General features: G+C 70.8%; 21 protein-coding genes. 13 read left to right on the plus strand and 8 right to left on the minus strand.

The genetic code is table 11. The annotated features are described in order from the left end of the window. Positions 1 to 64: 64 nt before the first annotated feature. Entirely contained in the window at positions 65 to 826 is a 762-nt protein-coding gene (locus tag YWM_RS0121120) for a DeoR/GlpR family DNA-binding transcription regulator (protein ID WP_028852355.1), read from the minus strand. Between the two features lie 236 nt (positions 827 to 1,062). Here YWM_RS0121120 and pfkB point away from each other — a divergent pair, with 236 nt between their 5' ends. Genes pfkB through ptsP form a run of 7 tightly spaced genes read left to right on the plus strand, consistent with a single transcriptional unit; the run spans position 1,063 to position 7,090 of the window. Beyond that, the gene (gene pfkB, locus YWM_RS0121125) at positions 1,063 to 2,061 is read left to right on the plus strand and encodes a 1-phosphofructokinase (RefSeq protein WP_245566126.1); all 999 of its coding nucleotides are present in this window, start codon (positions 1,063 to 1,065) and stop codon (positions 2,059 to 2,061) included. Positions 2,062 to 2,090: 29 nt separating this feature from the next. Further along, complete coding sequence (gene mtlA, locus YWM_RS0121130; RefSeq protein ID WP_084612585.1) at positions 2,091 to 3,227, plus strand: mannitol-specific PTS transporter subunit IIC; 1,137 nt, start codon at positions 2,091 to 2,093, stop codon at positions 3,225 to 3,227. Between the two features lie 19 nt (positions 3,228 to 3,246). Next, on the plus strand, positions 3,247 to 3,555 hold the full coding sequence (locus YWM_RS27005; protein WP_028852358.1) for a PTS sugar transporter subunit IIBC family protein: 309 nt from the start codon (positions 3,247 to 3,249) through the stop codon (positions 3,553 to 3,555). Beyond that, a complete protein-coding gene (locus tag YWM_RS0121140; protein WP_211232544.1) occupies positions 3,539 to 3,994 on the plus strand; it encodes a PTS mannitol transporter subunit IIA in 456 nt (151 codons plus the stop codon). Before YWM_RS27005 ends, YWM_RS0121140 begins: the two co-directional genes overlap by 17 nt. Next, complete coding sequence (locus YWM_RS0121145) at positions 3,991 to 5,031, plus strand: zinc-dependent dehydrogenase (protein WP_028852360.1); 1,041 nt, start codon at positions 3,991 to 3,993, stop codon at positions 5,029 to 5,031. The genes YWM_RS0121140 and YWM_RS0121145 overlap by 4 nt, the downstream gene beginning before the upstream one ends. A gap of 44 nt (positions 5,032 to 5,075) precedes the next feature. Beyond that, on the plus strand, positions 5,076 to 5,414 hold the full coding sequence (locus YWM_RS24930) for an HPr family phosphocarrier protein (protein WP_052345364.1): 339 nt from the start codon (positions 5,076 to 5,078) through the stop codon (positions 5,412 to 5,414). Further along, positions 5,411 to 7,090 carry a phosphoenolpyruvate--protein phosphotransferase gene (gene ptsP, locus YWM_RS0121155; RefSeq protein ID WP_028852361.1) on the plus strand — a complete coding sequence of 560 codons (1,680 nt, stop codon included), beginning with the start codon at positions 5,411 to 5,413 and terminating at the stop codon, positions 7,088 to 7,090. Before YWM_RS24930 ends, ptsP begins: the two co-directional genes overlap by 4 nt. A 205-nt stretch (positions 7,091 to 7,295) precedes the next feature. Here the strand turns inward: ptsP and YWM_RS0121160 are convergent, their stop codons facing one another. Together YWM_RS0121160 and YWM_RS0121165 are read right to left on the minus strand one after the other, a co-directional pair. Continuing rightward, positions 7,296 to 7,934 (minus strand): LuxR C-terminal-related transcriptional regulator, encoded by a 639-nt coding sequence (locus tag YWM_RS0121160; protein ID WP_084612586.1) that lies wholly within the window; start codon positions 7,932 to 7,934, stop codon positions 7,296 to 7,298. Positions 7,935 to 8,011: 77 nt separating this feature from the next. Further along, positions 8,012 to 8,290, minus strand: a complete 279-nt coding sequence (locus YWM_RS0121165; RefSeq protein ID WP_028852363.1) for a hypothetical protein — start codon at positions 8,288 to 8,290, stop codon at positions 8,012 to 8,014. Positions 8,291 to 8,502: 212 nt separating this feature from the next. On the opposite strand from YWM_RS0121165, the gene YWM_RS0121170 reads away from it, so the two are divergent. The 4 genes from YWM_RS0121170 to YWM_RS24935 are packed head-to-tail and all read left to right on the plus strand — an operon-like array spanning position 8,503 to position 13,071. Further along, positions 8,503 to 9,768, plus strand: a complete 1,266-nt coding sequence (locus YWM_RS0121170; RefSeq protein ID WP_028852364.1) for an extracellular solute-binding protein — start codon at positions 8,503 to 8,505, stop codon at positions 9,766 to 9,768. Between the two features lies 1 nt (position 9,769). After that, entirely contained in the window at positions 9,770 to 10,684 is a 915-nt protein-coding gene (locus YWM_RS0121175; protein ID WP_028852365.1) for a carbohydrate ABC transporter permease, read from the plus strand. A 3-nt stretch (positions 10,685 to 10,687) separates the two neighbouring features. Then, positions 10,688 to 11,578, plus strand: a complete 891-nt coding sequence (locus YWM_RS0121180) for a carbohydrate ABC transporter permease (protein WP_084612587.1) — start codon at positions 10,688 to 10,690, stop codon at positions 11,576 to 11,578. 5 nt (positions 11,579 to 11,583) lie between these two features. Continuing rightward, positions 11,584 to 13,071 (plus strand): GH1 family beta-glucosidase, encoded by a 1,488-nt coding sequence (locus tag YWM_RS24935; protein WP_084612588.1) that lies wholly within the window; start codon positions 11,584 to 11,586, stop codon positions 13,069 to 13,071. On the opposite strand, the gene YWM_RS24940 is transcribed toward YWM_RS24935, so the two are convergent. Further along, positions 13,014 to 16,682: an ATP-binding protein gene (locus YWM_RS24940; protein WP_052345367.1), complete on the minus strand. Its 3,669-nt coding sequence runs from the start codon at positions 16,680 to 16,682 to the stop codon at positions 13,014 to 13,016. The two genes, YWM_RS24935 and YWM_RS24940, sit on opposite strands and share 58 nt — an antisense overlap. Positions 16,683 to 16,843: 161 nt before the next feature. Between YWM_RS24940 and YWM_RS0121195 the strand changes: the two genes are divergently transcribed. Next, the gene (locus tag YWM_RS0121195; protein ID WP_028852367.1) at positions 16,844 to 17,467 is read left to right on the plus strand and encodes a helix-turn-helix transcriptional regulator; all 624 of its coding nucleotides are present in this window, start codon (positions 16,844 to 16,846) and stop codon (positions 17,465 to 17,467) included. On the opposite strand, the gene YWM_RS0121200 is transcribed toward YWM_RS0121195, so the two are convergent. The 4 genes from YWM_RS0121200 to YWM_RS0121215 form a co-directional block, all read right to left on the minus strand. Next, positions 17,440 to 21,147, minus strand: a complete 3,708-nt coding sequence (locus YWM_RS0121200) for an ATP-binding protein (RefSeq protein WP_052345371.1) — start codon at positions 21,145 to 21,147, stop codon at positions 17,440 to 17,442. The two genes, YWM_RS0121195 and YWM_RS0121200, sit on opposite strands and share 28 nt — an antisense overlap. 138 nt (positions 21,148 to 21,285) lie before the next feature. Then, the gene (locus YWM_RS0121205; RefSeq protein WP_028852369.1) at positions 21,286 to 21,681 is read right to left on the minus strand and encodes a hypothetical protein; all 396 of its coding nucleotides are present in this window, start codon (positions 21,679 to 21,681) and stop codon (positions 21,286 to 21,288) included. Then, positions 21,678 to 22,526, minus strand: coding sequence for a glycoside hydrolase family 16 protein (locus tag YWM_RS0121210; RefSeq protein ID WP_028852370.1), 849 nt, complete (start codon positions 22,524 to 22,526; stop codon positions 21,678 to 21,680). Before YWM_RS0121210 ends, YWM_RS0121205 begins: the two co-directional genes overlap by 4 nt. 205 nt (positions 22,527 to 22,731) lie before the next feature. Next, the gene (locus tag YWM_RS0121215; protein ID WP_028852371.1) at positions 22,732 to 23,565 is read right to left on the minus strand and encodes a peptidoglycan-binding domain-containing protein; all 834 of its coding nucleotides are present in this window, start codon (positions 23,563 to 23,565) and stop codon (positions 22,732 to 22,734) included. Between the two features lie 491 nt (positions 23,566 to 24,056). Here YWM_RS0121215 and YWM_RS25470 point away from each other — a divergent pair, with 491 nt between their 5' ends. Further along, positions 24,057 to 24,947, plus strand: coding sequence for an NBR1-Ig-like domain-containing protein (locus YWM_RS25470; protein WP_052345372.1), 891 nt, complete (start codon positions 24,057 to 24,059; stop codon positions 24,945 to 24,947). The last annotated feature ends 122 nt before the right edge of the window (positions 24,948 to 25,069 follow it).

Below are 25,069 nucleotides of genomic sequence, written 5' to 3' on the forward strand. Positions count from 1 at the left end.
GGCGGGCCGCTCGCTGTCCGGGGTGCCGCGGAACTGCTGCGCGCGGAGCCGGGAACCTCCCGACTCAGGCCTGGACGACCCGTGGCCCTGCCGCCTCGATCTCGGCGGCTGCTCCGTCGTCGATGCCGCTGTCGGTGATGAACGTGTCCACCTGGCTCAGTTCGCCGAACCGGGCGAAGTGGTCGTTGCCGACCTTGGTGTGGTCGGCCAGCAGCACCACCCGGCGCGCGGCCGTGATGGCCGCCCGCTTCACCATCGCCTCCGCAGTGTCCGGCGTGGTCAACCCGCGCTCCACCGACAGCCCGTTGGTGGCGATGAACGCCACGTCGACGAACGTCTCCTGCAGCGCGTGCAGCGCCCAGCTGTCCACCATCGCCATGGTCCGGCCCCGCAGCCGGCCACCGACCAACATCAACGTCAGGTTCCGGCGCGTGCTCAACGTCGAGGCGATGATCAGCGAGTGGGTGACCACGGTCAGCTCGCGGTCCGCGGGCAGGATGTTGGCCAGCCGCGCGGTGGTCGTGCCTGCGTCGAGCAGGATCGCTCCCCCCGGCGGGACCTCGGCGAGCGCCGCTTTGGCGATGCGCTCCTTCTCCTCGGTCATCACGGTGTCCTTGGCCGCCACCGCGGGCTCGAACCCCAGCCGCTCGACCGGGATGGCGCCACCGTGCACGCGGCGCACCAGGCCATGGCGCTCCAACGCGGTCAGATCCCGGCGGACGGTCTCGGTCGTCACGTCGAACTCCTGCGCCAGGGCGGTCACGTCGACTCTGCCTTGACTGCGCGCCCGCTCGAGGATCAGCTGTTGTCGTTCCTCGGCATACATGCAGCACCACCTGTGATTACGCGTGAGGTTTTGTGAGTTTACGTGGGATCACTGAACCGTTCAACCGCGACATGCCGGGTACAGGGAGACGGCCTGCCGCCGACAAACAGTGCCCTACCTGGGATTTCAAAGCGAAGCAAGCTAATCCAACATAAAACTATGGAAAAACCTTGTAAACACAGATTTCCGGTGCTACGGTCGGTCCACCCACGAACCGCGAGACCGGAGGAGGCAGCGTGGGAGAAGGGGCAGCGGTTCGGTCGCGACGCGGTCCGGGTCGGGCGGAAGGCACGATCCTGACGGTCACCCTGAACCCGAGCGTCGACCGCACGGTCGAGGTCGCCAGCCTCAAGCGCGGCGCGCTGATCCGCGCGACCGGAGGTCACGTCGAAGCGGGCGGCAAGGGCATCAACGTCACCAGGGCGCTGTCGGCGCACCGCATCTCGTCGTGCGCGGTGGTGGCGGTCGGCGGCGCCGAGGGCCAGCACCTGGCCGCCATGCTGGAGGCGGACGACGTCCGCTCGGTGCTGATCTCGGTCGCCCACCCCACCCGGTCGAACATCAGCGTCGTCGAGCCGGACGGCACGCTCACCAAGATCAACGAACGTGGCGCGGCGTTGAGCGCCGACGAGCTCGCGCAGATCCAAGACGGCGTCATCAGCCAGCTCTCCAGCGCGGGCTGGGTGGTCGTCGCCGGGAGCGTGCCGGAAGGCGTGCCCCACGAGTACTACGGCTCACTGGTGCGCCAACTGCGCGCACACGACGTGAAGATCGCGGTCGACACCAGTGGCCCCGCGCTGTCCGCCGCCATCGCCGAAGGCCCGGACCTGATCAAGCCGAACCGATCCGAGCTGCAGGAGGCGACCGGTCGCGAGGTGCTCACCCTCGGCGACGCGGTGGCGGCGGCGCGGATGTTGCAGGACGCGGGCGCGGGCTCGGTACTGGCGAGCCTAGGCCCGGACGGCGCCGTCCTGGTCGAGCCGGGCGGCGCGGCGTGGCACGGCGAAGCAAAAGCGGTGCCGCGCAGTTCGGTCGGCGCCGGTGACGCGATGCTCGCCGGGTTCCTGGCAGGCGGCGGCACCGGGCCGCAGGCGCTGACCGAAGCACTGGCGTGGGCCGCCGCGGCCGTGTCGCTGCCCGGCACCCGCATGCCCACACCGGACGACGTCACCACCGACGTGGTGACCATCCACCCCTCGATCGCGGCCGACCGGCTCCTGGTCGACCACAACTAACTGCTCGCCCACCCACCGCAGGAGACACCATGACTCGAGCAGATGAGGCGACGTCGCCGACACCGGCCGATCAGCCGGCGGAAAGCAGAATGTCCCGCGCCAAGACCGCGATCCAACGGTTCGGCGGCAACCTGGCCGGCATGGTCATGCCGAACATCGGCGCGTTCATCGCATGGGGCCTGATCACCGCGTTGTTCATCCCGACCGGGTGGTGGCCGAACGAGACGCTGGCCCAGCTGGTCGACCCGATGATCAAGTTCCTGCTCCCGGTGTTGATCGGCTACACCGGCGGCAAGCTGGTGCACGACCAGCGCGGCGCCGTGGTCGGCGCGGTGGCCACCGTGGGTGTCGCGGTCGGCAGCGATGTGCCGATGTTCCTCGGCGCGATGATCGTCGGCCCGCTCGGTGGCTGGCTGATCAAGCTGTTCGACACCAAGATCGGGCATCGCGCCTCGTCGTCGTTCCGGATGCTGGTGGACAACTTCAGCGCGGGCATCATCGGCGGGTTGCTGGCCGTGGCGGGCATGCTGGCGATCGGCCCGGTCGTCCGCACGCTGACCGGATGGCTGGGCGACGGCGTGCAGTTCCTGGTGGACAACGCCCTGCTGCCGTTGGCGTCGCTGATCATCGAGCCCGCCAAGGTGTTGTTCCTCAACAACGCCATCAACCACGGCGTGCTCAGCCAGCTCGGCGTCTCCGAGTCGGCCCAGACCGGCAAGTCCATCTACTTTTTGATGGAGACCAACCCCGGTCCCGGCCTGGGCATCCTGATCGCCTGCCTGCTGTTCGGGCCGCGGATGATGCGCGCATCGGCCCCCGGCGCGATGATCATCCACTTCTTCGGCGGCATCCACGAGATCTACTTCCCGTACGTGCTCGCCCGGCCGCGGCTGATCCTGGCGGCGATCGCCGGTGGCGCGTCCGGCGTGCTCACGTTCTTCCTGTTCGAAGCGGGCACCACGGCCACCCCGGCCCCCGGCAGCATCATCGCGCTCATGGCGGTGACGCCGAAGGGTGGACACCTCGGCGTGCTGGCGGGCGTGGCGGTGGCAACGCTGGTGTCGTTCCTCGTGGCGTCGCTACTGCTGGGCTTCGGCCGCGCGGAGAAGGCTCGGGAATTGCAGGAACAGGTCGCGGCCGGCGGACCGGTCGACGACAAGCGCTGAGGAGAAGGACGGAACGCAGATGAGCACTTTGGACGCTTCCACGATCAAGAAGGTCATCGTCGCGTGCGACGCCGGGATGGGCAGCAGCGTCATGCTGGCCGGCCAGCTGTCGTCGGCACTGGCGCCGTACTCGGTGAAGGTGCAGCACGCGCCGGTGAACCAGATCCCGGACGACGCCGACGTGGTGCTGTGCCAGCAGGGTCTGGTCGCCCGCGCCAAGGCGGTCAAGCCGGACAAGCCGGTGCTGGGCTTCACGATGTTCCTCGGCGACCCGGTGTTCGACAAGCTGCAGAAGGCGATCCGGGACGGCGGTGACCTTGAGTACTGACACGCTGTCCGCGGAAGCCATCCGGCTCGGCGCGACCGCGAAAGACCGGGCCGAGGCGATCGAGCAGTGCGGACGCCTGCTGGTCGACCTCGGCGCGGTGGAGGAGCCGTACGTCGCCGCGATGCACGAGCGGGAGAAGGCCGTGTCCACGTTCGTCGGCGAAGGGGTGGCCATCCCGCACGGCACGAACGAGGCGCGGCAGTACGTCAAGCGAACCCAGCTCGCGGTCGTCCAGTACCCCGACGGTATCGACTGGGGCGCCGGGACGGTGCACCTGTGCGTGGCGATCGCGGCCTCGGGTGAAGAACACGTCGAGGTGCTGGCGGCGCTGTCGAAGGTGTTGATGGACGAACAGAAGGCGGCCGCGCTGCGGACCGCCACCGACGCGGCGACGGTCCTGTCGCTGTTGGGCAACGATCAGCAGGAGGCACACGCATGAAGGTCGCCCGGTTCTACGCGCCAGGCGAGATCAAGCTGGAGGACGCACCCGAGCCGAGCCCCGGCCCGGGCGAGGTGAAGCTGCGCGTGCGCAACTGCTCGACGTGCGGTACCGACGTGAAGATCTCCCGGCACGGCCACCACCACATCGTGCCGCCGCGCGTCATCGGCCACGAGATCGCAGGCGAGATCGTGGAGCTCGGTGAGGGCGTCACCGGATGGTCGGTCGGCGACGGTGTGCAGGTGATCGCGGCCATCCCGTGTGGCGAGTGCGTCGAGTGCCGGGCGGGCTGGTTGACCATCTGCCCGAACCAGGAGTCGATGGGCTACCACTACGACGGTGGTTTCGCCGAGTACATGATCGTGCCGCGCAAGGTGCTGAAGGTCGACGGGTTGAACCGCATCCCGGAGGGCCTGTCGTTCGCCGAGGCGTCGGTGGCCGAGCCACTGGCCTGCGTGCTCAACGGGCAGGAGCTGGCCGGTGTCGGTGCGGGCGACACGGTCGTGGTGGTCGGCGCCGGCCCGATCGGCTGCCTGCACGTCCGCCTGGCCCGTTCCCGCGGCGCCAAGCACGTGACGCTGGTGGAGCTGAACGCCGAGCGGCTGAAGGTGGCCGCCGACCTGGTGCAGCCGGACGCGGCCATCTGTCCGGCGGAGGTCGACCCGATCGACGAGGTGCTCAAGCTGACCGACGGCCGCGGGGCCAGCGTGGTGATCACCGCCGCGGCGTCCGGCAAGGCGCAGGAGGACGCGCTGAAGATGGTCGCCCGGCGCGGCCGGATCAGCTTCTTCGGCGGCCTGCCGAAGGACAATCCGATCATCGCGTGCGACTCGAACCTGGTGCACTACCGCGAGCTGACCATCGTCGGCGCGAACGGCTCCAGCCCGGCGCACAACAAGCGAGCGCTCGAGCTGATCGCCCGCGGCGAGGTGCCGGTGGCCGACCTGATCACCCACCGGCTGCCGCTGGACCGCGTGCTCGAGGCGATCGAGACCGTGGCCGACGGCAAGGCGATCAAGGTGACCGTCGAGCCGTGACGGCGAGTCCGGCACAGCGACACAGGGGAAAGAAGGGATAGACGATGGCCGGCAACACGTTCCAGCTCGAGGTCACGGTCGGCTCCCGGGTCGGCCTGCATGCCCGCCCGGCGGCGGCCGTCGCGGGCGCGGCAGCCGAGGCCGCCCAGCGCGGCGTCGGTATCCGCATCGCCAAGCCGGGCGCCGACCCGGTCGACGCGGCCAGCATCCTCGGCCTGATGAGCCTGGGCGCCAAGCACGGCGACCAGGTGGTGTTGAGCACCGACGCCGACGACGCGGAGCAGGCCGAACGCGAGGTGCGGCAGCTCGCCGAGCTGGTCGCGCGCGACCTGGACGCCCCCGACGCCGAGACCGCCGCGAAGCAGGAGCCCGCGCAGCCGTGACCGCAACGGAGCCAAGGGTGTTGACCGGCCTGGCGGCCAGCCCCGGTCTCGCGGTGGGCCCGGCACGTCGGATGGTGCCGCCGCCGGAACTGCCCGCGACCGAACCGGCCGTCGACGACGCCGCGGCCGAGCTGGAGCGGGCGACGAAGGCGCTGGACGAGGTCGCGGAGTCGCTGGAGGCCACGGCCGCGCAAGCCTCCGGGGAAGCCGCTGGGGTGCTGGCCGCGCAGGCGATGATGGCGCGGGACCCGAGCCTGCGTGCCTCGGTGCAGCGTGCCGTCGACGCGGGCCGGGCCGCGCCGTGGGCGGTGCGGATCGCGGTCGGCCAAGCCCAGGAGATGATGCGGGCCGCGGGCGGCTACCTGGCCGAGCGGGCCAGCGACCTGGAGGACCTGGCGAACCGGACGATCGCCAAGCTGCTCGGCGTCGCCATGCCAGGGCTGCCGCAGCCGGAGGACCCGGACGAGGCCTACGTGTTGTTCGCCGGCGACCTGGCTCCGGCGGACACCGCGACGCTGCCGGTCGACAAGGTGCTGGCCATCGTGACCGAACGCGGTGGGCCGACCGGGCACAGCGCGATCATCGCGCGGGCCGCGGGTATCCCCGCCGTAGTCAGCTGCCCCGGAGCAGCCGATGTCGCCGACGGTGAAACGGTGATCGTGCGTGTGCAGGTCGGCGAGACGGCCGAGGTCGTCCGGCATCCGTCGGAGGACGAGGTGCAGGCCGCCGAGCAGCAACGCGCCGACCTGGCCGCCCGGCTGGCGGGCAGCAGTGGACCGGGTAGCACCGCGGACGGCCACCGCGTGCAGCTGCTGGCCAACGTCGGGTCGGTCGACAACCTGGAGGCCATCTCCGGCGACTCGGACGCCGAGGGTGTCGGGTTGTTCCGCACCGAGGTGTTGTTCCTCGACCGGGCCGCCGCGCCGACCGTCGACGAGCAGCGCGACGCCTACCGCAAGCTGTTGGCGGCGCTGCCCGGGCGGGACGTGGTGATCCGCACGCTGGACGCCGGTTCGGACAAGCCGCTGGCGTTCGTGCAGCTGGGTGATGAGCCGAACCCGGCGCTGGGTGTGCGGGGTTACCGCACCGCGTCGGTGCAGCCGCAGCTGTTGACCGACCAGCTCACGGCGATCGCGTCGGCGGCCGCGGAGACCGCGGCGAACGTGCGGGTCATGGCGCCGATGATCTCCACGCCGGAGGAGGCCGCGGCGTTCGTCGAGCAGGCGCGTAGCCATGGTCTGCCCAGTGTCGGCGTGATGATCGAGGTGCCCGCGGCGGCGCTGCGGATCGACGAGATCGCCGACGTGGTGGACTTCGTCAGCATCGGCACCAACGACCTGGCGCAGTACACGTTCGCCGCCGACCGCCAGCTCGGCGACGTGGCGCACCTGCTCGACCCGTGGCAGCCCGGATTGCTGCAGCTCATCGCCCGCGTGGCGGAAGCGCTGCGCAGGCGGGACAAGCCGGTCAGCCTGTGTGGCGAGGCGGCGGCCGACCCGTTGCTGGCGCCGGTGCTCGCCGGGTTCGGGTTCACCAGCCTGTCGATGGCGCCGACCGCGATCCCCGCGGTGCGGGCCGCGCTGCGCGAACTCACTCTCGAGCAGTGCCGGGAGCGAGCCGAACGGGTGCTGGCGGCGTCATCGCCCGCCGAAGCCCGGGCGGCTGCGAAGTCCTGACGGTCCGCCGCACGGGCAGGTCGACCGTCGCGGCGTCTGCCGGTCTGCGCGCAGCGTATCGGCGGTTACCACGCCCTCCTGCTTCGCGGGCCGATCGCACACTGCGTAGGCCCCAGATTCGCACCAGCCCGGAAACGCGTGTGCCGACGGTGACCGCATCGCGCAGGCCGGCGGCCGTCGCACCGCGGCGCGCACCACGTCGCCGCTACAGCACCCCGGCCCGCATCGCATACGCCACGGCGTGCGTGCGGTTGCGCAGGTTAAGCCGCTCCAGCAGGCCGTGCACGATGTTCTTCACCGTGCGCTCGGAGTAGCACAGTTTGGCGGCGATCTCGGCGGTGTCGCAGCCTTCGGCGAGCAACCGCAGCAGCGCCCGCTCGCGCGGCGTCAGCTGGGGCGCGTTCTCCCCGCCAGGCTGCAGCAGACCGCGCGAAACCCGGTCGAGCTGTTCGACCAGCCGCACCGTTTCCTCTTCGGGAGGCAACGGACCGGCCGCGGCGGTGCGCACGGCCTGCCGCAGTTCTTCCCCGGTCAGCCCGGCGGCGGGCAGCACCGTGAACACCCGGTAGCGCACCGCCGACGGCACATCGAGGCCCTCCAGGTCGTTGAGCACCAGCACGGTGCGGGCCTTGCCGAACTGGGCGATCTTGGCGAGCATCTCGTTGGTCTTGGTGTCCACCCGCTCGGCGACCACCACCGCGACATCGGCCTCGGCGAGCCGCAACGGCGGCACGACGACCAGCTCGGGATCGGTCTTGTTCGCCTTACCACCGGACACGAGGTGGATGACGCCTCGCTGCCGCCACGGGTCAGCGGCACACACCGTCAGGGCCAGACGCTTCATGATTCCTCCGCGGGAGCCGTCCGGTCGGTCTCGACCCCAGCTTCCGCGAACGACCTTCATGAAATCTGTTCGCGTCTTCACGTGGTCATGAAGGGTCCGGTCAGTCCGTCGAGTTTCGCCTGCTCAAGCAGCTCCAATGAGGCCCGCAGATGGTCGAGACAGGCGGGCATGTCGTCCCGTTCCAACGCGCGCAGCGCTTCCTCGCCGCGAGTGAGCCCGGCCAGGACGTCCAGATAACGCTCCCCCGCCTGCGCGTCCCGCTGCTGATCCACCGACAGCTGCAGCAGTTCGATCTGCCTGGCGAGCCGATCGGCCAGCAGGCGATGTGGGCTGAGGCCTCGCGGCGAAGCGGTCATCGCCAACTCCTTCCCGCCCGTGCCTACCCAAGACGACCACTATGACGCCGCGCCCGCCGAGCGGGATGCGCGCGGCGGCAAGCGAAAATCGTCGGTACCGCAGCCGTGCCCGAAAGGACCTTTCTGCGCACGCGCGCACGCGCGCGAGAGGTCGCCGGGCGGGTGCTGTGGCAAAATTCGCTCTCGGCACGCCGCGGGAGAGAGGCTCGTCGATGAGTTCACACCTCCGCTCCAGCCGCTTGGCGGCCGTGCTGACCGTCGTGCTGCTGTTGTCCAGCGGGTGTTTCGGCGGCTCGGGCACCATTCGCCTCACCCTCGCGACGTTCGGCGAGTTCGGCTACCGCGAGCTGGTCCGGACGTTCGAGCGGGACCACCCCGGCATCACCGTCGTCACCCGCGTCACCGACTTCGACAGCCACCACAAGGCGCTGGCCACCGCACTGGGCACCGGTCGCGGAGCGCCGGACGTGGTGGCGATCGAGGAGCAGTACCTGCCGCGCATGCGGCAGTCCGCCGACAAGTTCGTCGACCTGCGCACCTACGGCGCCGACAAGCTCAGCGACCGCTGGGTGGACTGGAAATGGTCGGCCGGCCTCGCCGGTGAGAAAGTCATCGGACTCGGCACGGACATGGGCGGGCTGGCCATGTGCTACCGGCGGGACCTGTTCGCCGCCGCCGGCCTGCCCACCGAGCGGGACGCGGTCTCCCGGCAGTGGCGGACCTGGCGCGACTACGCCGACGTGGCCGAGCGGTTCGCGGCCACGGCAGGCGAGGACGTGCACTTCACCGACTCCGCGGCCAACGTGTTCCAGTCGATGGTCAGCCAGCTGGATCGCAACTACTTCGCCGCCGACGGCTCCTACATCGCCGCGAAGAACGCCCCGCTGAAGGATGCCTTCACCATCGCAGGCGAGCTGGGCGCGAACGGGTTCACCGCGGGCGTGCAGCCGTTCACCCAGGAATGGAGCGCGGCGATCCGGTCCGGTTCGGTGGCCACGGTGGCCTGCCCGTCGTGGATGCTCGCGCTGATCCGCAACGCGGCCGGCCCCGAAGGCGAAGGCAAGTGGGACATCGCTGCGGTGCCCGGCGGCAGCGGTAACCGCGGCGGCTCCTACCTGGCGATACCGGCGCAGACCGAGCACGCGCGCGCCGCGTACCAGCTGGCGGAGTGGCTGACCGCGCCGGAGCAACAGCGGCGTACGTTCCTCACCACCGGGATCCTGCCCAGCTGCCCCGCGGTGTACCGCGACCCGAAGATCCAATCCCGTCGCGACCGGTACTTCTCCAACGCCCCGGTCGGCAAGATCTACGCCGCGGCGGCGGACGCGCTGCGCCCCACGTTCCGCGGGGTCGACGATGCCAGGGTGCGACCCCGGTTCGATGCGGCGCTCGGCCGGATCGAGGAAGGTGCGCTGAGCGTGCCCGAAGCCTTCGCCGAAGCCGTGCAGCGCGGCCGGGACGCGTTGGGAGGAGGTTGAACTGACCACGCGAACGGCGAAGTACGCGTCCCGCGGCCAGCGCGCCGCCGGCTATCTGCTCCTGGCGCCGTTCTTCGTCGTGTTCGTGGTCTTCGGTCTCCTGCCGCTGCTCTACACCGCGTGGGTCTCGCTGCACGACTGGGACCTCATCGACGGCCCGCGCGCCTTCACCGGCGTGGACAACTACGCGCAGCTGTTGTCCGACTGGCGCTTCTACAACGCGTTGGGCAACACGGTGAGCATCTTCCTGTTGTCCACCGTGGTGCAGTTGCTGGCCGCGCTCGGGCTCGCCGCGCTGCTCAACCGCCCGTTGCGGGCGAGTTCGTGGTGGCGGGCGGGTGTGCTGCTGCCGAACGTCGTCTCCGTGGTCGCGGTGGCGCTGGTGTTCGGTCAGCTGTTCGGCGACACCTCCGGCACCGTCAACGCCGTGCTCGAGCTGATCGGGCTCGACCCGGTCGACTGGCACAGCGATCGGTGGTCGGCCCACCTGGCCGTCTCCGTCATGGTCATCTGGCGCTGGACCGGCTACAACGCCCTGCTGTACCTGGCCGCCATGCAGTCCATCCCGCAGGAGCGCTACGACGCGGCCGCGCTGGACGGCGCGTCCCGCTGGCAGGCGTTCTGGTTGATCACCGTGCCGGGGATCCGGCCGACGATCCTGTTCACCGTGGTCATCTCGACCATCGGTGGGCTGCAGTTGTTCACCGAACCGCAGCTGTTCGACCCGCTCGGCACCAGCGGCACCGGAGGCACCGACCGGCAGTTCCAGACCCTGGTGATGTACCTCTACGAGCGCGGGTTCACCGAGTACGACGCCGGCTACGCGGCCGCCGTGGCGTGGGCCGTGGTCGCCATCTCCGGCATCGTCGTGCTGGTCAACTTCGGCCTGGTCCGCCGCATGGTGGCGAGGAGCTGAGCGATGACAGTCACGACGCCCCGGCCGGCGCAGCATCGCACCCACCGCAAGCCGGACGCCGCCGACTCCCCACGCGGGCCGCTGCGCTGGTGGGTCTACGCGCTCCTGCTCGCCGTCGGGGCCGCGTCGATCTTCCCGCTGTACTGGTCGTTCGTCGTGGCCAGCAGCGACGGAGCAGATGCTTCCGGGCTGCCGTCGCTGATCCCGGGCCCGCATCTGATGGAGAACCTGGCCCGGGTCGTCGACACCGTCGACTTCTGGTTCGCCGTGCAGAACTCGCTCATCGTGGCGAGCACCGTGGCGGTCGCCAACGTCACGCTGTCGACCTTCGCCGGTTTCGCGTTCGCCCACCTGCGCTTCCCCGGCCGGAACACGTTGTTCCTGGTGGTGCTGGGCACGGCGATGGTCCCCGCTCAACTCGGCGTCGTCCCGCTCTACCTCGTGGTGTCCGACCTGGGCTGGTACGGACGGTTGGAAGCGGTGATCGTGCCCGCGTTGGCGGGCGCGTTCGGGGTGTTCTGGATGCGGCAGGCGTGTGAGCAGGCGGTCGATCCGGACCTGGTCGACGCGGCCCGGCTGGACGGCTGCTCGGTGCTGCGGGTCATCTGGCACGTGGTGGTACCTGCGGTGCGCCCGCAAGCGCTCGTGCTGACCATGCTGACGTTTCTGTCCGCGTGGAACGACTTCTTCTGGCCGCTGATCGTCCTCGACCCGGTACGAAGTCCGACCGTGCAGGTCGTGGTGTCCGAATTGGCCAGCGGTTACTTCACCGACTACGCGCTGATGCTCACCGGTGCCACACTGGGCGTGCTTCCGGTGCTGGTGATCTTCGTGCTGCTGGCGCGACGCATCGTCACCGGGATCATGCACGGCGCGGGACAAGGCGTGAGGTGAGCGCGATGACGGCGGTGACCCGATCCAGCAGCGCGAGCACGTCGCCGCAGGGACTGACGTTCCCGACCGGTTTCCGCTGGGGTGCGGCCACCGCGGCGTACCAGATCGAGGGCAGCACGACGGTCGACGGCCGCGGCCCGTCCATCTGGGACACGTTCGTCACGCAGCCGGGCGCGATCGCCGGCGGCCACACCGGTGAGCAGGCGTGCGACCACTTCCGCCGCTACCCCGACGACGTGCGGCTGATGGCCGAGCTCGGGCTGCCCTGCTACCGGTTCTCCATAGCGTGGCCGCGCGTCCAGCCCGATGGGCGCACGACCAGCAGTGCGGGTCTGGCGTTCTACGACCGGCTGGTGGACCAGCTGCTGGACCACGGCATCGAGCCGATCGCGACCCTCTACCACTGGGACCTCCCGCAGGCGCTGGAGGACGCGGGGGGCTGGCCGGCCAGGGACACCGCACTGCGGTTCGCCGACTACGCGCAAACGGTCCACCAGGTGCTCGGCGACCGAGTGGTCGATTGGACGACCGTCAACGAGCCGTTCTGCTCGGCGTACTTCGGCTACGGCACCGGAATCCACGCGCCGGGAATCCGGGACGAAGCCGCCGCCTTGCGTGCCGCCCACCACCTGCTGCTGGCGCACGGGCTCGGCACGCGTGCCCTGCGCGCCGCCGCCTCCGGAGACCTGCGCGTCGGCATCGTGTTCAACTTCGGCTCGATCCTCATCGCGCGAGACGAACCGGAGTACCGCGAAGCGGCCCGCAAGGTCGACGGCCTGCAGAACCGGCTGTTCCTCGACCCGGTGCTCGGCGCGGGTTATCCGCAGGACGTGCTCGACGACATCGCGCACCTCGAGGCGCTCGAGCCGGCGATCCGGTCCGACGACCTGGACGTCATCGCCGCCCCGATCGACCAGATCGGCATCAACTTCTACGGCCCGTCCCGCTACGCCCCCACCGGCGACCCCGGCGAGCGCGGCACGTGCGACATGCCTGGCGTGCGCGGGGTCGACACGTTGCCGCCGCAGGGACCGCTGACCGGGTTCGGCTGGGAACAGGATTCGGACTCCCTCACCGACCTGCTACTGGCGGTGTCCGAACGCACTGACCTCCCGCTGGTGGTCGCGGAGAACGGCGCGGCGTTCGCCGACGAGGTGAGCGGCGATCGGGTGCACGACGCCGAGCGCACCCGCTACCTGGCCGAGCACATTCGCGCGGTACACCGGGCCCTGCAGCGCGGCGCCGACGTGCGCGGCTACCTGGTGTGGTCACTGATGGACAACTTCGAGTGGGCGATGGGCTTCACCCAGCGTTTCGGCATCGTGCACGTGGACTTCGCGACGCAGCGGCGGCGGATCAAGGACAGCGGCCTGATGTTCTCCGAAGTCGCGCGGTCGAACATGCTGCCGGCGTCGGTCGCCTCCCCGGACGACGGCTACCGCAGGCGACCGCTGGTGGACCCGGACCGGTGGGGTTTGATCGCGCTGGGCTGAGCCGCGCGGTGGGCCTCGACGGCCGAGCGCGTGATGCCCAGGCGCGTGGTCACGCCGAGCACCTGCTGCACGCGCTCGACGTGTTCGCGCACCGCTTGCGGCGACAACGACAGCCGGTGGGCGATGTCGCTGTCCGGCCAGCCCGCGGCGACCAGGTCGGCCACGCCGAGTTCGACCGGGGTGAGCCAGTGCGCCTCGGGCTGCCGTAACACCTCGGCACGACGCAAGCCGTAGGGGCGGAGGCGTTCCTCGGCCCGGGCGACGCACCAGGCCGCGCCCAGTTCGGTCGCCACCAGCAAGCTGTTGCGCAGCGCGGCCCGAGCTTCGTCCACCCGGTTCGTCGCGGCGAACAGCTCGGCGGCGTCCTCGAGCACCGCCGCGTATTCGAACCGCCGCCCCACCCGGTGGAACGTCTCGGCCAGGGCCCGGAGGGCCTCGGGGTCGCGACCCAGCAAGCCGCGGCACCACGTCGCGGCGGCTGTCGCGCGTCCCGGCGAGTCTTCGCTCCGCTCACCTGCCTCGCTGATGTCCAACGCTTGGCGGGCCAGATCGGCCCGCTCGACCTGGAGGGCGAGCCGCGCGATGACCGGCAGCCACTGATGCCGGGCGGCCCAGGGAGCGTCACCGTCGAGGACCGGGAGCAAGGCGTCCAGCGCTTCGTGGGTCTGACCGCGGCGCTCCGCCGCCACCGCGGCCGCAGCCAGCACGAACTCGGAATGCTCCGGGTCGGCCGCGGTGGTCAACTGCACTTCTTGCGCGGCCCGCAGCTGCTGCTCGAGCAACCGGTCGTCGTCGCGCATCCCCGCGATCAGCGCGGACAACCCGTGGCGCAGCAGGATCGCGCCCCGGCGTCGCAGCCCGTACTGGGTCATCTCCGCCGCTGCCTGCGGAACGGCGTCCAGCTCGCTGATCGCCTCGTCCCAACGACCGAGCCAGAAGTAGTGCACCGCAGCGGGCGCCCGCAGACCCGGCACGTGCGCGCGGTTTCCCTGGCCCGCGTTGAGCTGCTGGGCCTGCACCAGGCACTGACCCGCCTCGGCGAGCCGATCCAGGTTGTGCAGCGTGCTGATCCGATCGTCCAGCAGGCTCAATCGGATGTCCGCCAGGTCCTCGTGGCCACGCACCACCGCGAGCGCGTCGTCGTTGTGCCGCAGCGCCTCGAGGTGCTTGCCACGAGCTGACTCCACCATCCACAGCCGCCGCGACGCGTGCACCGTGAGCACGGGATCGGATTCGGTCTGCAAGACCTGCCGCGCATCGTCTTCCGCCCCGGCAAGGTCCTCGCACCCGGGACGTTCGATCGACGCCAGCATCACCCGATGCTGCGCCCGCCACCGCGACGGGACGTCGGGATCGTCGGCCGCCAGCCGGAGGGTCGCGCACGCCTGCTCGGTCAAGCCACGCATGGCGTCCAGATACGCCAGCATCAGCCGCATCTCGGCGGCCAGCGCCGGATCGGCCGTCATCGCCAGCACCGCGCGGGCCTCGGCTTCCGGACTGCGGCCGAGCCAGAACCGCAACCGGGCCAGCCGGGCGGTCAGCACCTCGCGCGTCCGCTCGTGCGGCACGGTCCCACGGACCGCACGTTCCAGCAGGTCGGCGGCCAGTTCCGGCGACCGCAGGGCCACCGCCTCGCTGTTGTCGACCAACCACTCGATCGTCCACGCGTCGGGCGCGACCGGAGCGGCCAGCAGCTGTTGCGCCACTCGCTCCGGATCACTGCCCGCCGCGGCCAACGAGTGCGCTGCCTGCCGGTGCAACGCGACCCGCACGGCCTGCGGCATGCCGTCGTGCAACGCCTGGCGCACCAGCGGATGACGAAACGCGAACCGGTCCCCCGCGTCGCGGAGCACCCCGGCCGCGACCGCTTCGTCGACCGCCGCGATCAAATCGGACACCGGCCTGCTCAGTGCCGCGGCCACCTCACCGAGATCGAGTTCCGGCCCGAACAGGGTGGCCCAGCGCAGCACTTCGCGCGCCTGCTCGCCGAGGAAACTCAGATAGGTCGTCACTTCGGACGCCAGGAAAGCCAGCGCCCTGCGCGCGGCCTCCTCGTCCACGTCGGCCAGCCCGTCGTCGAGACGCAGACATCGGCTACGCACCAGGCACTCGACGATCTGCCGGACGAAGCACGGATTGCCCGCGGCGGTGTCCACCACCTTCAGCAGCGCCGCCGACGGCTCGGCGTCGGCCAACGCGCACGCCAGCTCGGCGACTTCGTCCTGGTCCAGCGGCCCAAGGCGCACCGGTTCCCCGAAGGCCGCACGCACCCGCTCCACCGGTTCGCGGCGGGGCACCGGACGAGCCGAGACCAACACCAGCAGCGGAGCCCGGCGCACCAGCCGCACCAATCGGTGACACACCAGCAGCGACGCCTCGTCCGCCCACTGCATGTCGTCCAGCACCAGGACCAGCGGGCCCTGCGTGCACAGCTGATCGATCAGGCCGATCACCCGCTCGACGGCGGCGACCTCCGCTTCCCCGCCGCGCCACGAGGCATCCCGGTGCCGCAGCTGGGTGGCCAGTTCGCGGCGTTGCGGGTCCGGCGAGTGGACGTCCACCCCGAGGCATTCCAGCAGCATGCCGAGCGGGAACCGGCCGCTCAGCTCGTCACCCGCGGCCCACACGACGCGCATCCCGCGGGCCATGTGATGCTCCAGCGCCTCGGCCAGCAGCGCCGTCTTCCCGATACCGGGCTCACCCTCCACCCACAGCACGCCGCCGTGCCCGTCGGCGAGCGCGCGCAGCTTGTCGTGCAGGGTCGTCAGCGCTTCCGTGCGGCCGACGAACGGCTCCGGGGCGTCCGGTCGCAAGTTCTCGTCGCTCCAGGGCATGCCGGCGCGCAGGTCCTGCTCGATGCTGTCGCGCACCGACCGCAACGCCGCGCCCGGCTCGATCCCCAGCTCACCGGTGAGCGCCCGCTCGGCATCCCGGTAGACCTCGAGCGCCTCCTCACTGCGGCCACAGCGATGCAACGCCGTCATCAACAATCCGCGCGCTCGCTCGCGGGCCGGATGCTCGTGCACCAGCCTCCGCAGTTCGTCGACCACCTGCTCGGCTCGGCCCAGCGCCACCGCCGCCTCGGCGCGACATTCGATCGTGGCCAGCCGGAGTTCGGCCAGCCGCGCGCGATGCCGCGCCGCGAACGGTCCGCCGACGTCGATCAGCGCTTCGCCCCGCCACAGCGCCAGTGCTTCGGTGAACAGGTCGTAGGCGCTCTGCCACTGTTCCCGCGCGGCGTGCTGGGCGGCGCGTTCGCGCAACCGCTCGAGGCGGATGACGTCCAGCCCGTCCGGATCGACGCGGAGTTCGTAGCCGCCGCCGGAGGACACCAGCACTTCGCCACCGGACCATCGCGAGCGGCGCGGCTCGAGCACGCGGCGCAGGTCGGAGACGTAGGTGTAGAGGCTGCCTTCCACGGTGGCAGGTGGGTCGTCGCCCCACACCGCCCGGATGAGCTCGGCCCGGCTGACCGCTTGCCCGGCGCGCAGGGCGAGCACGGCGAACACCGACCGGCGGCGGCCGGAGCCCAGGTCCAGCTCACGCTCACCGCGGCGCACCCGCAAGGGGCCGAGCAGCTCGATGTCGAGCGAGCCCTGTTCCTTCGGCATGGTCAACCCCCTCCGCCGCGGGTTCAGTATGGACTAGACCAATTTTGGGAACCAGTGGCCCGGTGAAGGCGCCTCGAGGTCGCGTGAAGGTGCCATGAAGGCTCGGCCACGACACTGACGTCAGCAGACGACCAAGATGTGACGGCCCGTGGAGGACGGCAATGGCGCACGTACGGGTGGCTGTTTTCGCAACCGACCCGCTGACCGAGGCGGGGCTGCGCGGTTACCTGCGCGAACGCAGCGAGATGACCGTGCTGGACGACCCTCCCCCGGCGGATGCCGATGTCGTCGTGGCCGCCACCGACGAGCTGAACGCGCCGATGCTGGCGACGCTGCGGCAGTGGGCCGACAGCGCGGGACGCCCGGTCGTGTTGTTGGCCAGGGAGCTGTCCGAGACCGACCTGCTGCACGTCATCGAGCGCCGGGTGGTCGCCGTCCTGCCGCGCTGCGGGGCGCCGGACGAACGGCTGGTGCAAGCGCTGCTCACCGCCGCCGCGGGAGGTGGCATGCTGCCGCCGCGATTGCTGGGTGGGCTGCTCCGGCACATCGAGCGGCTGCACCGCGAGGTGTTGGCGCCGCGGGGGCTCAGTTCCTCCGGCATCACGCCGCGGGAGGCCGATGTACTCCGCCTGATGGCCGAAGGCATGGACACCGCGGAGATCGCGGCCAAGCTGTGCTACTCGCAGCGCACGGTCAAGAACGTGCTGCACGGCCTGACCAACCGGCTCAACCTGCGCAATCGCGCGCACGCGGTGGCTCATGCCCTGCGCGCCGACGTCATCTGACCGACCCGGCCCGGCACGTCACGGTCGGCCTGCCGGAGCCGAGCGAACTGTTCGGCCAATGCCGCCCGCGACTCCAGCCTGAGCGTGCGCAGGATCCGCACCACGTGGGCCTGCACGGTCCGCCGCGGCAACAACAGTTCCGCGGCGATCTCCGGGTTGGCCTTGCCGCGTGACACCAGTTCGGCGATCCGCCGCTCGACCGCCGACAACGACTCCCAGCCCGCCCGTGTCGGAGCCGCGGTCTCGGCGTGCACCCCGTAGGCGGCCAGCCGCTGTTGGGCGCGGTGCCGGTCCCAGCGGGCCGACAGGTCGCCGTAGATCTCGACCGCTTCGCTCAGGCACCGCCCGGCGTCGTCGGGGCGCCCGGTTTCCGCGTGGATCTCGGCGAGGTCCTCCAGCGCCCACGCCAGTTCGACCTGGCGGCCGGCGGCGCGATGGTGGGCCACCACGGCCTTGCCTGCCGCGACGTCCCGGTCGATGAGCGCACGACACCACTGCAGGGCTGCATGCGCCCGCGCAGGCACCTTCTCCCGATCCGCCTCGTACTCGCACGCGGCCAGCGCGGCCCGCGCGGCCTCCTCGTCGCCGATGCGCCTGGCCAGCCGCGCGATCCCCGGCAGCCACTGGTGGCGCAGCATCATCTGCGCATAGCCGACGTTGAGGATCGGCGACAGGATCGCCAGTGCCCGGTGCGGCTCCCCGGCCTGTTCGGCCGCGAGGGCCTGGGCGACCAGCAAGAAGTCGAAGCTCTCCCGTTCCGACCGGGTCTCCGGGGCGTGTACCGCGGCCGCGTCCAGGTGGTCGGCGGCCCGCCCGCGGTCGTCCCGGTGTCCGGCGATCAGCGCGGCCACCCCGTGCAGCAGCAGCGCCGCAGGACCGGGCTCGCGCAGCCCGTAGAACGAGATCTCCGGGCCGTCCTCGATGACCGTCTCCAGCTCGGCCATCGCCTCGTCCCAACGGCCCTCCCAGTAGTAGTGCACGGCGGCCGACACCTGCAGTCCGCTGGGCAGCGCGTGCTGCACGGTGATCTCCCGCGCCGAGCGCAGTGCCGCCCGCGCCTCCGGCAACCGGTCCAGGTTCTGCAGCGTGAACATCCGGTTGTCCAGCAGGTCGAAGTGGATGTCGGCCAGGTCCGGCCGGTCCCGGACGACCGCGAGTGCCCGATCGACATGCTGCAATGCGGCTTCGTGATCGCGCCGCATGGAGCAGATCTGCCACAACGTCTGATGCGCGTGCGCCAAAAGGTAGGCGTCGCCGGTCCTCTCCGCGGTGGCGCACGCGGCCCACGCGTCGGCTTCTGCCGCGTCGATGTCGGACAAGTCGCCACGACGAAAGTTGACCAGCAGCGCTATGTGCCGCGAGCGCCAGATGTCCGGCAGCTTTGGGTCGGCCATCGACTCGGCGATGACCTCCTGCGCCAGTGACGTCTGCCCGCTGCGATGCAGCATCGCCGCGTACAGCTGGCGAAGTTCGGCGGTGCGCGCGGGCTCGCTGGAGAGCTCGATGGCCTGGCGAATGCGTTGCAATGTGGCCTCCGGGTCACGGGCCATGCGGAACAACACTCTGGCCAGTGCCGCGCTCAGCAGCTCCCGATGCCGTGCAGCCAGCGTCGGGATGTCGACCACGCGCTGCAACAGGTCGACCGCGATGTGCGGGGCACCGGTGGCCAGCTCGGCGCTGTGCGCGACCAGCCACTCCCCGACCCAGGTGTCGATCGCCTTCGGCGCGGCGATCAGCTGCTCGGCCACCCGGCGCACCGGCGCTCCGCCTGCGGCCAGGGCCTCCGCGGCTTGCCGGTGCAACGCCGAACGCATCGCCGCGGGGATGTCGGCGTAGAGCGCCTGCCGCAACAGCGGATGCCGGAACCGCAGCTGCAGGCCCGCGTCGACGAGGATGTTCGCCGCGACAGCCTCCTCGAACACACCGACCAACTCGGCCGGTGTCCGGCGCGTCACCGCGGCGACGTCGTCCACGGTGAACTCCGGCCCGAGCAGGGCGGCCATCCGCAGCGCATCGCGGGTCCGTTCGCTCACGCCTTCGAGCGTTCTGCCCATCGCCGCGATCAACGAGGTCGGCGGCTCGTAGGCCGGCTGGTCGACCTCGGCCACCCCGTCGACGACCTCGATGGCGCCGCCGCGCAGCAGGCCGTCGACCATCTCGCGCAGATACAACGGGTTGCCCTCGGCCCGGGCCGCCAGATCGAGCAACCCGCGGCCCGGGCGGGCCCGCACCTGCGCCGCCACCAGGTCCCGGCTCGCCTCGGAGTTCAGCGGGGCGAGCGTCAGCGTGGTGTGCCCGCGGGCGCTGACTCGCTGCCGTAGCTGCACCAGTTCGGGCCGGTTCGGCGCTGGACGGGCCGCGCCGATCAGCAGCAACGGCAACTGTCTGCTCGCCGCGGACAGCCGGTGCCACACCAGCACCGACGCTTCGTCCGCCCACTGCATGTCGTCCAGCACCAGCACCTGCGGCGCTTCCGCACACAGCGTGTCGACCAGCGACAGCAGGCTGTCCACGGCGGCCAGCACGGGGTCGGCCCCGTCGGTCACGGGGTCGGACGGGGTGCCTTGCAGTTGCCGCGCCAGAGCCGCTCGCCGGGGATCGGGTGAGCGGACGTCGATGCCCAGACAGTCCAGGATCACCTGCAGCGGGAACCGTTGTGCCAGCTCGTCGGCCGCGGCCCAGGACAGTCGGCAGCCCCGCTCCTCCACCCCGGCCAATGCGGTAATGAGCAGCTCCGACTTGCCGATCCCCGCTGCGCCTTCCACCCACACCGAATGCCCACGGCCCGCCACCAGCGCGTCCACCCGGGAACGCAGCAGGCTCAGCTCGTCGTCCCGTCCGTACAGCGATGACGACTCGTGGGCCCGTTGCGGTCCCGGCACCGGGTGCGGGGGTGTTTGCGGTGGCGCGGTCAAGGTCGGGTCGCCGGCCAGCATCCGGTCGTTGAGTTCCTGCAGCGCGGGGCCCGGGCGAACCCCCAGTTCCTCCTGCAGCACCCGGCGCGCGTCGTGGAAGACCTCCAACGCCTCGGCCTGCCGCTCACTGCGGTACAGCGCCAGCATCAGCAGCGCGCGCAACGATTCGCGCAACGGATGGTCGGCAACCAGCGCGCTCAGCTCGGCCGCGACGTCGGCGTGCTCGCCGAGCTCGAGCAGGGCGGCCGCGCGGCGTTCGTGCACGTCGATCCGTCGCTGGAGCAACCGTTCGCGCTCCTGCTCGGCGAACGGCCCCGGGATGCCGGAGAACGGCTCGCCGCGCCACAGATCCAGCGCCGCGGTGTAGGCGTCGGCGGCGGCGCGGTGCGCTCCGGACTCGGCGGCTTCCTCGCCCGAACGGCACAGCCGCTCGAACTCGGCGACATCGAGCGCCCCGGGCTCCAGCCACAGCCGATAACCGCCCGGCCCCTTCTCCACCGGCTCGCCGACGGGAGCCAGGCAGCGACGCAGACCCGACATGTACGTATAGACACTGCCGTCCGCGCTGGCGGGGGCCGACTCACCCCACACCGCGTCGATCAGTTCGCGTCGGCTGACTTCCTCGCCTGCGCGCGCAGCCAGCACGGCGAAGACCGCTCGCTGCCGAGCCGGCCCCAACGGCAGTTCGTCCTCGCCGGCACGCGCCCGCACCGGACCGAGGAGGTCCACGGCCAGCGGGCCGCGTCGAACGTCGCTGCCTGCCATGCCAGCCCCTCCGCCAGCCTGCACTGTCAACCCACGCCGAACGACACCATCCGGTGAATCTGCGCCGGCGCGCCGGAGTGTAGCCGTCACCCGACCAGGCGTGACCCGACGAAAGGGTGCTGACGGGAAATTTGGGGGTTATCCCCCAAGACGCCAGCGAACACGGCAAGAGCTGTCCAGCAGCACGAGCGCGGCGTCGTCGGTGACCAGCAGCCACTCGGTCGGCACGCCCGCGGTGCCGCTGGACCACACCGGCCAGTCGTGCGCGTCGTAGAGCACCAGATCGCCGTCCGGCATCAGGGTCAAGCCGCCTGCCGGGATACCTGCGCTGCCGACGGCCCAGTGGACCTGTCCGTCGTCGCCGGTCAGCTGGAGTTCACCGTCGGGCAGGTGGGACAGCGTGAACCGGCCCGACGGGCTGCGGAGGGAGTCCTGGCACAGCCACTGGCCGCGTTGCAGGCAGCCGATCCCGGAGAGCACCTGCTCACGCCAGACGTCCGCGCAGAGACCGCGCACGCTCGCCGCCGCCGTCACGCCGTGACTCGCACGTAGTCGATCACCAGTTCTTGCGGGAACTGCGTGGTCTCGTCCGGATCGCCCGGCCAGTACCCGCCGACCGCCAGGTTGAGGATGACGAAGAAGTCGTGGTCGAACACCCACTGGCGGCCGCCCAGGTCGGCGGGCGTGCGGGTCTGGTACACCGTGCCGTCGACCGACCACTCGATGCGCTCCGGCGACCACTCGATGGCGAAGACGTGGAAGTCGTCGGCGAACTGCTGGCCGTCCGGCAGCGTGTAGGCCGCGCCGATGCCTCCCTCGCCGGAATAGCCGGGACCGTGGATGGTCCCGTGCACGGTGGACGGCTCGCGGCCGATGTTCTCCATGATGTCGATCTCCCCGCAGTCGGGCCAGCCGACATCGCCGAAGTCGTCCCCGAGCAGCCAGAACGCGGGCCAGATGCCCTGCCCACGGGGCACCTTGACACGCGCCTCGAACCGCCCGTAGGCCTGGCTGAACTTGCCCGCGCTGTTCAGCCGCGCCGACGTGTACTCGCAGCGGCCGTACCAGCACTGGTAGTCGGCCGGGTTCTCCTTGCGTGCGGTGATGACCAGGTTGCCCTGACCGTCGTGCACGGCGTTGGCGGTGCTGTCGGTGTAGTACTGCCGCTCCGCGTTGTTCGGGTTGTCGCCGATCTCCATGTTCCACTTGCTGGTGTCCACCGGCGTCCCGGCGGGCGCGTCGAACTCGTCGGCGAACACGAGCTGGGGACCACTGCCGCGTGGTTCGGGCTCGGCCATGGCGGCCGGGGTGGCCGCGGTCGCGGTTACGATCAGGGTGCCGAGTACGGCGAGCCAGGCGGTACGACGTGCGGATGGCATGGCGACGGGTCACCTCTCCGAGGTCGGTGGCGCAGTGCGCAATTGTGGCGCCGACCAGCCCCGTCCGCCCTGGTCACCTGCGCGTTTTGCCTCGAAGGTCCGCGAGGTCTGCCCGCGTTGGCACTTCGGCCGTAATGACCGTTTCGCCCAGGCGCGCGACAAGGGGGCGTCCCGCGCCAGGACGCCCCCTTGTCCGGTCAGTGGATCAACTCCGCTGGTACTCCTCCCAGGTCACCTTCTTGACCTTCGGGCCGTCGTCCTTGCCGTGGTTGGCCAGGCCGTTGCGGCCGAGGAAGTAGTCGCCGACCTGTGCCTGCGCCTGCGGCGACATGTCGGTGTCGCTGATGGCGACCGCGTGGATGTGCGCGGCCCAGTTGCCCTGGTCCGGCGAGCGGTACCAGGCGGCGAAGCCGACCTGACGCAGCGCCTTCACCACGGCGGTCTTGTTGGACAGGTTGGTCACCGAGATGTCCACCACGCCGCCGCCGTCGTGCGTGCCACCGGAGGCCCCGACGCCACCCGGGTTGTACGAACCCTGGGTCAGCACGATGTTCTGACCGGACTTCTTCTCCGCAGCCTTGATCATGGCGGCGGTCCGCTTGTTGATCGTCTTGCCGTCCATCGTGGTCTTGGCGCCGACGCTGATCGTCCGGCTCAGGGTGTAGCGCCCCTTGCCCAGCTTGGCGAGCGAGCCCTTGCCCGGCAGGCCGCTGGCGTCCAGGCCGGTGTAGCCGAGCGAACGCTGGTACTTCGCGTAGGCGTTCACCGTGGTGGTGCCGAAGTGACCGTCGACGTACTTCTTGGCCAGGAAGCCCTTGGCGGCCAGCGCTTGCTCGACCGCCTTCACGTGCGGCCCGGCGCCCGGGACGATGGTCTGGTTCGGCTTGTACGGATCCCACATCGCGGCCTTGATGACCAGCTCCATGTTGACCGTCTTGGCTGCTGTGGCCTGCTCCGGCTCCGCGTTGGCCAGTGCGGCCCCGCCGACGCCGCCGGCCAGCACGGCCAGTGCGGCGACCGCCCCTGTCAGTTTGCGCATGTCGATCTCCCCTGTTCGTCGTCGCCGGGATGCCCGGCTGGTTCGGTGCACCGGCACTGCCGGTGCGGTGTCAACGGATGAGGTGCCGCCAGCCGCCGTGCTCGCCCGAGCCATGGGAGCCGACCGCCCCACCCCACGTCCGCAGCGGCCCGCCTGCGGCGATCCGCGCTGCTGAAGTCATCGGTGTGGCTCCTTGTCCCCCCGGCTGGTGACGAGACCGAGCATGGAACGCACACCACGGCGTCCGAGACCGATTTCCACAGGACTTGACACCGGCCCGCGCGCGATTGACAGGTTTGACAACCGTTCGGGCGTGCTCCGGATGGCGGGGTTTTCCCAGAACACCCCTGCTGTACGTGTCTGATTGGCTACACTCCGCCCGACCGGGAAAACAAGCAACACGGTGGACGAGCCCTTTGACAGCCATGAGCGAGAAAAACGCGTCAACCAAGCCGCATGACAAGGCTCGTGACACCACAACGGGGAGCGCCATGACCCAGGATGCGATCCCTCCACGACACCCAGCGCTGGACGAGTTCATGTCCGAGCTGCGGGCGCTGCGGCAGAGCGCGGGCCAGCCGTCGTTCCGCAAGATGGCGCAGAAGTCCGGCGCGGTCTCGCACGCGACCTTGCACCTGTCGGTGACCGGGTATCGCCTGCAGCCGTGGGAGACCGTTCGAGAGTTCGTGCGCGCCTGCAACGGTGACGAGTCCGAGTGGCACGCCAAGTGGCAGCGCGTGGCGCGCCAACTCACCGCGGACAACGACCCCGGCGCGGGTGCGGTGACCGAGGCGGAGCCCGAAGCGACAGCTGGTGAGCGGTCGGCCGAGCACACGGCCGACCGCGAGCGATCCGGGGAACGCAAGCCGAAGTGGTGGTTCATCCCGGCGGCGGCAGCGCTCGTGGTCGCGGGCGTCGTCGGCGTAGTGGCACTGCTCGGCGGCGAGGACAACCCGCCGGAGGTCCCGACGAAGAACGCGGCCAGCGACACCGGCGGCGAGGACCCGATGGCGGGCCCCGCCTACCCGGGCGACAAGAGCCGGTTCATCGCCGACGTGAGCGTCCCGGACGGCACCGAGGTCAAGCCGGGCAGCACGTTCGACAAGATCTGGGAGATCCAGAACGCCGGCTCGGTGGAATGGACCCATCGGTTCCTGCAGCGCGACGACTCCATCGCGGGCAAGCAACCGTGCCAGACGCCCAAGCGCATCCCCGTCGAGAACACCAGGCCGGGTGAGAACGTCAAGATCAAGGTGCGGGTACGTGCACCGAAGGTCGCGCCGTCCGGTTGCAAGGTGTACTGGAAGATGGTCGACTCCACGGGCAAGCTGATGTTCCCGTCGGCGCGACCGATCTACTTCGAAGTGGTGGTGCGCAAGTAGCACGCGGGCACCCCCACGCGGCCGGGCCTGCACTCGCCGGCGGCAGGGCCCGACAGCAGCCGGCCTGCCGACGCACCGCCGGGAAGGCGCCGACAAGCCTGTCTGCCGCCGCGCCGCCGGGT

Origin of the sequence: Thermocrispum municipale DSM 44069, from assembly GCF_000427825.1 — a bacterium.
GTDB lineage: Bacteria > Actinomycetota > Actinomycetes > Mycobacteriales > Pseudonocardiaceae > Thermocrispum > Thermocrispum municipale.